The 7,698-nt window shown below is 56.4% G+C and carries 12 protein-coding genes; 4 read left to right on the top strand and 8 right to left on the bottom strand.

Annotated features, from left to right (window positions below; translation table 11 throughout):
- From ACIQ2T_RS10595 to hisB, 6 genes are all read right to left on the bottom strand, one after another.
- The coding region (locus ACIQ2T_RS10595; RefSeq protein ID WP_397590779.1) for a TCP-1/cpn60 chaperonin family protein at positions 1–558 on the bottom strand (558 nt) is incomplete at its 3' end.
- A gap of 60 nt (positions 559–618) precedes the next feature.
- On the bottom strand, positions 619–906 hold the full coding sequence (gene groES, locus ACIQ2T_RS10600) for a co-chaperone GroES (RefSeq protein ID WP_300037393.1): 288 nt from the start codon (positions 904–906) through the stop codon (positions 619–621).
- A gap of 167 nt (positions 907–1,073) precedes the next feature.
- Complete coding sequence (gene hisF, locus ACIQ2T_RS10605; protein WP_397590780.1) at positions 1,074–1,832, bottom strand: imidazole glycerol phosphate synthase subunit HisF; 759 nt, start codon at positions 1,830–1,832, stop codon at positions 1,074–1,076.
- Positions 1,829–2,557 carry a 1-(5-phosphoribosyl)-5-[(5-phosphoribosylamino)methylideneamino]imidazole-4-carboxamide isomerase gene (gene hisA, locus ACIQ2T_RS10610; protein WP_397590781.1) on the bottom strand — a complete coding sequence of 243 codons (729 nt, stop codon included), beginning with the start codon at positions 2,555–2,557 and terminating at the stop codon, positions 1,829–1,831. The genes hisF and hisA overlap by 4 nt, the downstream gene beginning before the upstream one ends.
- The gene (hisH, locus tag ACIQ2T_RS10615) at positions 2,554–3,165 is read right to left on the bottom strand and encodes an imidazole glycerol phosphate synthase subunit HisH (RefSeq protein ID WP_397590782.1); all 612 of its coding nucleotides are present in this window, start codon (positions 3,163–3,165) and stop codon (positions 2,554–2,556) included. The genes hisA and hisH overlap by 4 nt, the downstream gene beginning before the upstream one ends.
- A 3-nt stretch (positions 3,166–3,168) precedes the next feature.
- Positions 3,169–3,756 (bottom strand): imidazoleglycerol-phosphate dehydratase HisB, encoded by a 588-nt coding sequence (gene hisB / locus ACIQ2T_RS10620; protein WP_397590783.1) that lies wholly within the window; start codon positions 3,754–3,756, stop codon positions 3,169–3,171.
- Between the two features lie 93 nt (positions 3,757–3,849).
- On the opposite strand from hisB, the gene ACIQ2T_RS10625 reads away from it, so the two are divergent.
- The 4 genes from ACIQ2T_RS10625 (at position 3,850) to gmk (ending at position 6,668) form a co-directional block, all read left to right on the top strand.
- On the top strand, positions 3,850–4,326 hold the full coding sequence (locus ACIQ2T_RS10625; RefSeq protein ID WP_397585320.1) for an SspB family protein: 477 nt from the start codon (positions 3,850–3,852) through the stop codon (positions 4,324–4,326).
- A complete protein-coding gene (gene fumC, locus ACIQ2T_RS10630; RefSeq protein WP_397590784.1) occupies positions 4,323–5,714 on the top strand; it encodes a class II fumarate hydratase in 1,392 nt (463 codons plus the stop codon). The genes ACIQ2T_RS10625 and fumC overlap by 4 nt, the downstream gene beginning before the upstream one ends.
- Positions 5,715–5,751: 37 nt before the next feature.
- Positions 5,752–5,946 carry a hypothetical protein gene (locus ACIQ2T_RS10635; RefSeq protein ID WP_300036042.1) on the top strand — a complete coding sequence of 65 codons (195 nt, stop codon included), beginning with the start codon at positions 5,752–5,754 and terminating at the stop codon, positions 5,944–5,946.
- A gap of 68 nt (positions 5,947–6,014) precedes the next feature.
- The gene (gene gmk / locus ACIQ2T_RS10640) at positions 6,015–6,668 is read left to right on the top strand and encodes a guanylate kinase (RefSeq protein WP_397590785.1); all 654 of its coding nucleotides are present in this window, start codon (positions 6,015–6,017) and stop codon (positions 6,666–6,668) included.
- 9 nt (positions 6,669–6,677) lie between these two features.
- Here the strand turns inward: gmk and ACIQ2T_RS10645 are convergent, their stop codons facing one another.
- Positions 6,678–7,154 (bottom strand): DUF3429 domain-containing protein, encoded by a 477-nt coding sequence (locus tag ACIQ2T_RS10645; RefSeq protein ID WP_397590786.1) that lies wholly within the window; start codon positions 7,152–7,154, stop codon positions 6,678–6,680.
- A gap of 67 nt (positions 7,155–7,221) precedes the next feature.
- A partial coding sequence (locus ACIQ2T_RS10650) for an ATP12 family protein (protein WP_397590787.1) occupies positions 7,222–7,698 on the bottom strand: 477 nt, incomplete at its 5' end.

A 7,698-nucleotide genomic window follows, 5' to 3' on the forward strand; every position in this document is an offset into this window, starting at 1 on the left:
CTCGCTTTCACGGCCCTTAGCTTCTTCGACGGTGATAACGCCTTCCTTGCCGACCTTCTCCATGGCGTCTGCAATCATCTTACCGATTTCAGCTTCACCATTTGCAGAGATCGTACCGACCTGTGCAATTTCCGAAGAACCAGCAACTGGCTTCGAACGCTTAACGAGGTCAGCAACAACAGCATTAACCGCTGTGTCGATGCCGCGCTTCAGGTCCATCGGGTTCATGCCCGCTGCAACCGACTTCATGCCTTCGCGAACAATTGCTTGTGCAAGAACAGTGGCAGTGGTCGTGCCGTCACCGGCAATATCGTTGGTCTTCGAAGCAACTTCGCGAACCATCTGTGCGCCCATATTTTCGAACTTGTCTTTCAGTTCGATTTCCTTGGCGACGGTAACGCCGTCCTTGGTGATCCGCGGTGCGCCAAAGCTTTTGTCGATGACAACATTACGGCCTTTTGGACCAAGTGTTACTTTTACAGCGTCAGCAAGAATGTCTACGCCGCGCAGGATGCGTTCACGCGCATCGCGACCGAATTTCACGTCTTTAGCAGCCATGATATTTTTCCTTTAATTGTGTGCCCCAGCGAAGGCTGGGTGATTCAAACCATTCGTCGCTTAGGAAACGATTCCCAAGATGTCCGATTCCTTCATGATCAGCAGATCTTCGCCGTCGATCTTGACTTCGGTGCCCGACCATTTGCCGAACAGAATTTTGTCGCCAGCCTTGACATCAAGCGGCGTCACAGTGCCGTCTTCTGCCTTGGAACCTGCGCCAACGGAGACGACTTCGCCTTCCTGTGGCTTTTCCTGAGCTGTATCAGGGATAATGATCCCGCCAGCGGTTTTTGCTTCGGCCTCGACCCGACGGACGAGAACGCGATCATGCAATGGACGAAATGCCATATGTTGAACCTTCCTTTAATTGTTCGCCATCCCGCCACCGGCCGAAGCCCGGCGTGACGGCAATGAATGAGCGTTGGCACTCTTTTAGTGTGAGTGCTAACAGGGTTCAGATAGGGAGTTTTTGTTTCAGGTCAAGGACTCGGTAAGCAAATTTTTTTGCCAATGTTTCAGACCCGCGCCGGCAACCCCACAGATCGCAACGCCGCATGCGCATCGGATATGCTATATTGGCCAAAATGGAATATGGATGCCGCAAGAACCGCACTAGCATGGCCTTCACGCACACCTGCGACCAGATGCTCCAAATTGCCTACGCCGCCGCTAGCCACAACAGGGATGTGTACTGCGTCGGCAATAGCGCGCGTTAATGCAAGGTCATAGCCGTCGCGTGTACCGTCACGGTCCATGCTCGTGACAAGCAATTCCCCCGCACCGAGGTCCGCCAATTTGACGGCATGTTCCAATGCATCGATGCCCGTCGGTTTGCGTCCGCCATGGGTGAAGATCTCCCATCGGTCGCCGGTCCTGCGGGCATCAACTGAGGCGACCACGCATTGGCTGCCGAAGCGCGCGGCGATATCAGCAACGACTTCGGGTCGCGCGACTGCCGCACTGTTAACCGCGACCTTGTCTGCGCCCGCCAGCAACAACGCCCGCGCGTCCTCTGCGCTGCGCACGCCGCCGCCGACGGTCAGTGGCATGAAGCACACTTCTGCCGCGCGCCGCACGACGTCAATAATCGTCCCGCGCCCTTCATGGCTTGCGCCAATATCGAGAAAACAAAGCTCGTCCGCACCCGCCGCATCATAGGCTTGCGCTTGTTCGACTGGGTCGCCCGCATCGCGCAGGTCGACAAAGTTCACCCCTTTGACCACACGGCCATTGGAGACGTCGAGGCAGGGAATGACGCGGACGCGGACGGTCATGCCCGCCCCGCCACCTTAATCGCCGTCGCCAGATCCAGCCGCCCATCATAAATTGCGCGGCCCGTAATCACGCCCTCAATGCCGTCCTTCGCATGCAGCGCGAGCATGTGAATGTCATCAATGCCCTTCACCCCGCCGCTGGCGATCACGGGAATGTTCACGCGCCGCGCCAGATCAACCGTCGCGTCGATATTGCATCCGGTCAGCATCCCGTCGCGCCCAACATCGGTGAACAGGATCGAGGCTACACCCGCATCTTCGAACCGACGGGCAAGGTCGATGACAGGCATGTCGGATTTTTCAGCCCAGCCCTCGGTCGCCACGAACCCGTCGCGTGCATCAACGGCAACAACAATGCCGTCTTCAAACTCGCGCGCCATGTCTTTTACGAACTGAGAGTCTTTAAGCGCCGCTGTACCAATCACCAGCCGCGCAACGCCCATGTCGAACCAACGCTCGACGGTCTGCGGATTGCGAATGCCGCCGCCCAATTGGATATAACCGGGGAAATTTTCGATAATGCCCTCAACTGCTTCGGCATTTTCGGGGCGTCCCGCAAAGGCGCCGTCCAAATCGACCACATGCAGAAATTCCGCGCCTTGTTCGGCAAATAACATCGCCTGCGCTGCGGGGTCATCGGCATAAACGGTAGCGCGGTTCATATCGCCCTCGGCCAAGCGCACAACTTCGCCGCCCTTGAGGTCAATCGCGGGAAAAACAATCACGGCTTCCACTCCAAAAAGCGTTTGAGGAAATTGATGCCATAAGCCTGACTTTTTTCAGGATGAAACTGCACACCCATGATGTTGGCACGGCCCACCGCAGCAACCAATACGCCACCATGGTCTGTGGTCGCCAGAACATCCGTCGCGTCGGCGGCATCAAAATGATAGCCATGCAGGAAATAGGCTTCACCGCGCTCCACAAGCGGCGCGTTGCCGCTGGGCACGACATCATTCCAGCCCATATGCGGGATTTTTAGATCCGTGGCGGGCGCAATCGCGCGCACGGTGCCGGAAATCCAGCCAAGCCCGCGCGTGCTTTTATGCTCCACACCTTCATCGGCAAGCAACTGCATGCCGACGCAAATGCCCAAAAATGGTATTCCCTGCACCCGAACGCGCTGCTCCATCGCGGCGATCATGCCGTCAATGCCGGACAAGGCGGCCATACAATGCGCAAAAGCACCAACACCGGGCAAGACAATCCGGTCAGCATGCGCAACAATGTCGGGATCAGCCGTGACACGCACATCAGCCGCGCCCGCAGCCTTCAACGCATTATGCACTGAATGCAGATTACCTGCGCCATAATCAATCAGCGCAAGGGTCACGGTCTAGAGCGTCCCCTTGGTCGATGGAATGGCATCCGCCTTGCGTGGATCAATTTCGACCGCTTGGCGCAACGCACGGGCCAAGGCCTTGAAGCAGCTTTCAACAATATGGTGGTTGTTTGCACCGTAGAGGTTTTCAACATGCAGCGTGATACCGGCGCTCGTCGCAAAGCTGTGGAACCAATGTTCAATCAGCTCGGTATCCCATTCGCCAAGGCGCGGCATGCCGAGCGAAACTTTCCACACAAAATAAGGCCGCCCCGAAATATCGAGCGCGGAGCGGGTCAGCGTCTCATCCATCGGCGCATAAGCCGTGCCATAACGCGTGATGCCACGTTTATCGCCAAGCGCCTGCAAAACGGCCTCGCCAATCGCGATGCCCGTGTCTTCGGTTGTATGGTGCTGATCAATATGCAAGTCGCCCACCGCCTTGACCTTCAGGTCAATGAGCGAATGTCGGGACAATTGCTCAAGCATATGGTCGAGAAAACCGATGCCTGTGGACACTTCATATACACCAGTGCCGTCAAGGTTCACCTCAACATCAATGGACGTTTCGTTCGTCTTGCGACTGATAGAGCCTGTACGCATGGCCGCCGATATAGCTGCGCTAGCGCATTTGGCAAGTTGGCTTACACCAAGAAGCATCTTGATTTCGAGCGCTCGGCGGTCCACCTAGCAAGGATGACCGATGAGCATGTTGATAGCCTGATCCCTTATGACGACGTTGTGCAGGAGGCATTGCGCGCTGTTGTTGGCCGCGTGCTCGGCGATGTTGCGCGTGATGGCCTGCCGGGCGACCATCATTTCTACATCACTTTCAAGACTCAAGCCCCAGGCGTTGCCATTCCGCAGCATCTGCACGAACGCTTCCCCGATGAAATGACCATTGTGCTTCAGCATAAATATTGGGACTTGAAGGTTGAGGCCGAGCATTTCGAAGTGGGCCTGTCCTTCAGCCAGATCCCATCGCATCTGTTCATCCCTTATTCCGCGATTACCGCCTTCGTTGACCCTGCCGTTGACTTCGCGTTGCAATTCCATGTCGACGCTGGCGAAGGCACGCCCGAGCCACATGAAGAGGCTGGCAATGACAGCCCATCCGTAGCGATAGAAGATGGCTCCAACGTCGTCAGCGTGGACTTCGGACGGAAGAAGTGACGGGGAAAACCCGCACGGAAACTGACAGTTTTGGACCGATAGAAGTCCCCGCAGACGCGTATTGGGGCGCACAGACGCAGCGCAGTATCGCAAACTTCCCCTTCCCTATGCATGAACGCATGCCGATGGGCATTATCTATGGCCTTACGCATGTGAAGCGCGCCGCAGCGTTGACGCATAAGGCCTCTGGCGCGCTGCCAGCCGACATCGCCAATGCCATCATTACCGCAGCCGACGCCATATTAAGCGGCGAATATGACGCGCAATTCCCACTCGTCATCTGGCAAACGGGCAGCGGCACGCAATCGAACATGAATGTGAACGAAGTTGTCGCAGGCATCGCCAATGAGGCGCTGACGGGCACACGCGGCGGCAAAATACCGGTGCATCCCAATGACCATGTCAACATGGGCCAATCGTCGAATGACAGCTTCCCCACCGCATTGCACGTTGCGACGGCATTGGCACTACGCAATGACCTCTTGCCCGCGCTTGGTCGCTTGACCGATGCGCTTGCCGCAAAAAGCGCCGAATGGCAGGACATCGTAAAAATAGGTCGCACCCATTTGCAGGACGCAACGCCACTGACTTTAGGACAGGAATTTTCCGCCTTTGTCGCGCAATTGGCTGCCTGCCGCGACAGCATAGAGCATGCCGTCACGCATCTTATCCAGAAACTGGCACAGGGCGGCACCGCCGTCGGTACTGGCCTAAATGCACCCAAAGGCTTTGACTTAGCCATCTCAAACGAGATTTCTGCCGCAACCGGCATCGCGTTTGAGCCAGCCAGCAATAAATTCGAAGCGCTGGCCTCTAACGATGCTTTGGTGCAGATGTCGGGCATGCTCAATACGCTCGCGGTTGCGCTCACCAAAATCGCCAATGACATCCGCCTGCTGGGCTCTGGCCCGCGCTCGGGCTTTGGCGAATTGCATTTGCCGGAAAATGAACCCGGCAGTTCAATCATGCCGGGCAAGGTCAACCCGACGCAATGCGAGATGCTGACGATGGTCGCGGCGCAAGTCATCGGCAATTATCAGGCGGTGACAGTCGGGGGGCTTCAGGGGCATTTGCAGTTGAATGTGTTCAAGCCCATGATCGGCGCAAATGTCCTGCGGTCGATTGACCTTTTCGCCGTCGGCATGGACAGCTTTGCGCTCCATTGCGTCGCAGGTCTTGAGCCTGACCGAACGCGGATAGCCGATTTGGTGGAACGATCGCTTATGCTCGTGACCGCACTTGCTCCGATTATCGGCTATGACAATGCGGCCAACATCGCCAAACGGGCACTGCGCAAGGGAAACACATTGCGCCAAGCCGCGTTAGCATCCGGACTGGTTGACGAAGCCACTTTCGACACCCATGTCAGAGCCGAAGACATGGTTTGAGTAACAATTTGTTGGTGTGCTGCGTGGGAGACGACAAATGCTAAAAACAATCGCAGGTGCCGTTATCGGCGAAGTTATCGGACGCAAAAGCGGCAATGGCTTGCTTGGCGCGGGACTTGGCATTGTCGCCACGCGCCTTGCAACCCGCTCTATTCCGGGCTTGTTGCTCGTTGGCGGCGCATTTGCGGCCAAAAGCATGTTTGACAAACGCAAGGAACGCCAGCGTAGCTGATCCGCTTTCGTCGGTCACAACCGCGCTTCCCTCTTGACGCGCGCCTAAGCTTTCGCGCAGTAGCGGCTATGGCCCATTCCCACACCCACAAGCCGCATGAATTGGAACGCCGCGGACTGCTGTTTGTTCTCTCATCTCCATCGGGTGCGGGTAAATCGACGCTGTCACGGATGCTTTTGGATGCGGACGCAAAAATCGCATTATCGGTTTCATACACCACACGAGAACCACGCCCCGGCGAGATAGAGGGCGTTCATTATCATTTCACCGATACGGCTACATTCAAGAAAATGGCTGCTGATGGTGAATTTCTGGAATGGGCGCATGTTTTCGGGCATCGCTATGGTACGCCAAAAGGGCCGGTAGAGGAAAAGCTCGCCGCTGGCTGCGACGTTTTGTTCGATATCGATTGGCAGGGCGCGCAGCAATTATATCAAGAGGCTGGACCAGACGTCGTTCGCGTCTTCATTTTGCCACCATCGATCGACGAGCTGGAACGCCGCTTACACAGCCGTGCACAAGACAGCGGCGCCGTCATTGCAGACCGTATGAGCCGCGCAAAGGCAGAAATCGGGCATTGGGACGGTTATGATTATGTGCTCATCAACGACGATGTGCAGGCCTGCTTTGAAAAGATTCAGCAAATTCTTGCGGCCGAAAGGATGAAACGGCGGCGGCAAAAGGGCTTGATCGGCTTCGTCCGCGACCTCGCGGCGACTTAGGGTCAGGACCTAAGCAAAAGCCGCCAAAAACAGGGTTATTCCGCCCAGGCCAATCGACAAATGCCAACGCAGCTTCATCCAGCCAGATGGCAATGCGCAGCGCGACGACAACCATCGATCCGCTAAGGGCGATAGCATTAGGAAAATCCCAAGCCATGCCAGCGAGGGGCCGGGCCATTCCCACCCCCAAATCCATGGCAAATAGGTTGCAAGCGACAATAAGCTTGGCGCGACAGCGAGCGCAAATATCCCGTTGGCCGACACATCATTGTTGCGCGTGGTAACAGCAAGGCCCCACCACATGCCGCCCAAGAAGCTGAATATAAATGCAGCATAGCCATAGGCTGCTGCCAGCACTGTCCAGCGATACTCCATCCCGGACAAGACCATGACAGCGGCAATGACCTGCGGAAGCAATCCTGCATGGCCTGCAACAAACGCCGCCTTTGGAAGCGGTCGTAAGGTGAATGTCGCGTTGTCTGTCATTGGCCTTTTCCTTGATTATAGAACCCGATTACCCGCCCTTCCCTTAACCAGCGAGGCGGGTTTTCACCTAGGTTCGGGGTACAAGCAAATCCAGAAAACGCACCGCAGCCATGAACTCGCCTTCACGATCGCTCCGGTTTTTCTGCGCCCAATGGTCAGCGCCCCATAATTCTTCCTGCCAAATCTCATCCAGACAGGCGGCCTTCCAAATATCTTCGGCGGTGCCTGCGAGTTCGATGATGGCCAAGGTTGCGACAAGCGATCCTGACAAATGCGCAAGTTTTGCCATGGCGGCCAGTTCAAATGCCCCGCGTGCAGCGACTGCGCTACGCAAAGTCTCAAGCGTAGCCGCTGGCTGGGGTTGGTGCATGATACCTTCGACAATGAGGAAATCGATATCATAACGTCCTTTGGCCCAGTCCAGCCACGGATCCCAAATCTGCGCCTGCCGGTCGGCCAATGCCTCACCAGCCGCAGCGCGATAACAAAAATTGTCCGTCTCGCCATAGGCCGCAATGGCGGCGGCAAAACCATCATGGTCCGG

This window comes from Sphingorhabdus sp. (assembly GCF_044357595.1).
In the GTDB taxonomy this organism is placed as follows: Bacteria; Pseudomonadota; Alphaproteobacteria; order Sphingomonadales; family Sphingomonadaceae; genus Sphingorhabdus_B.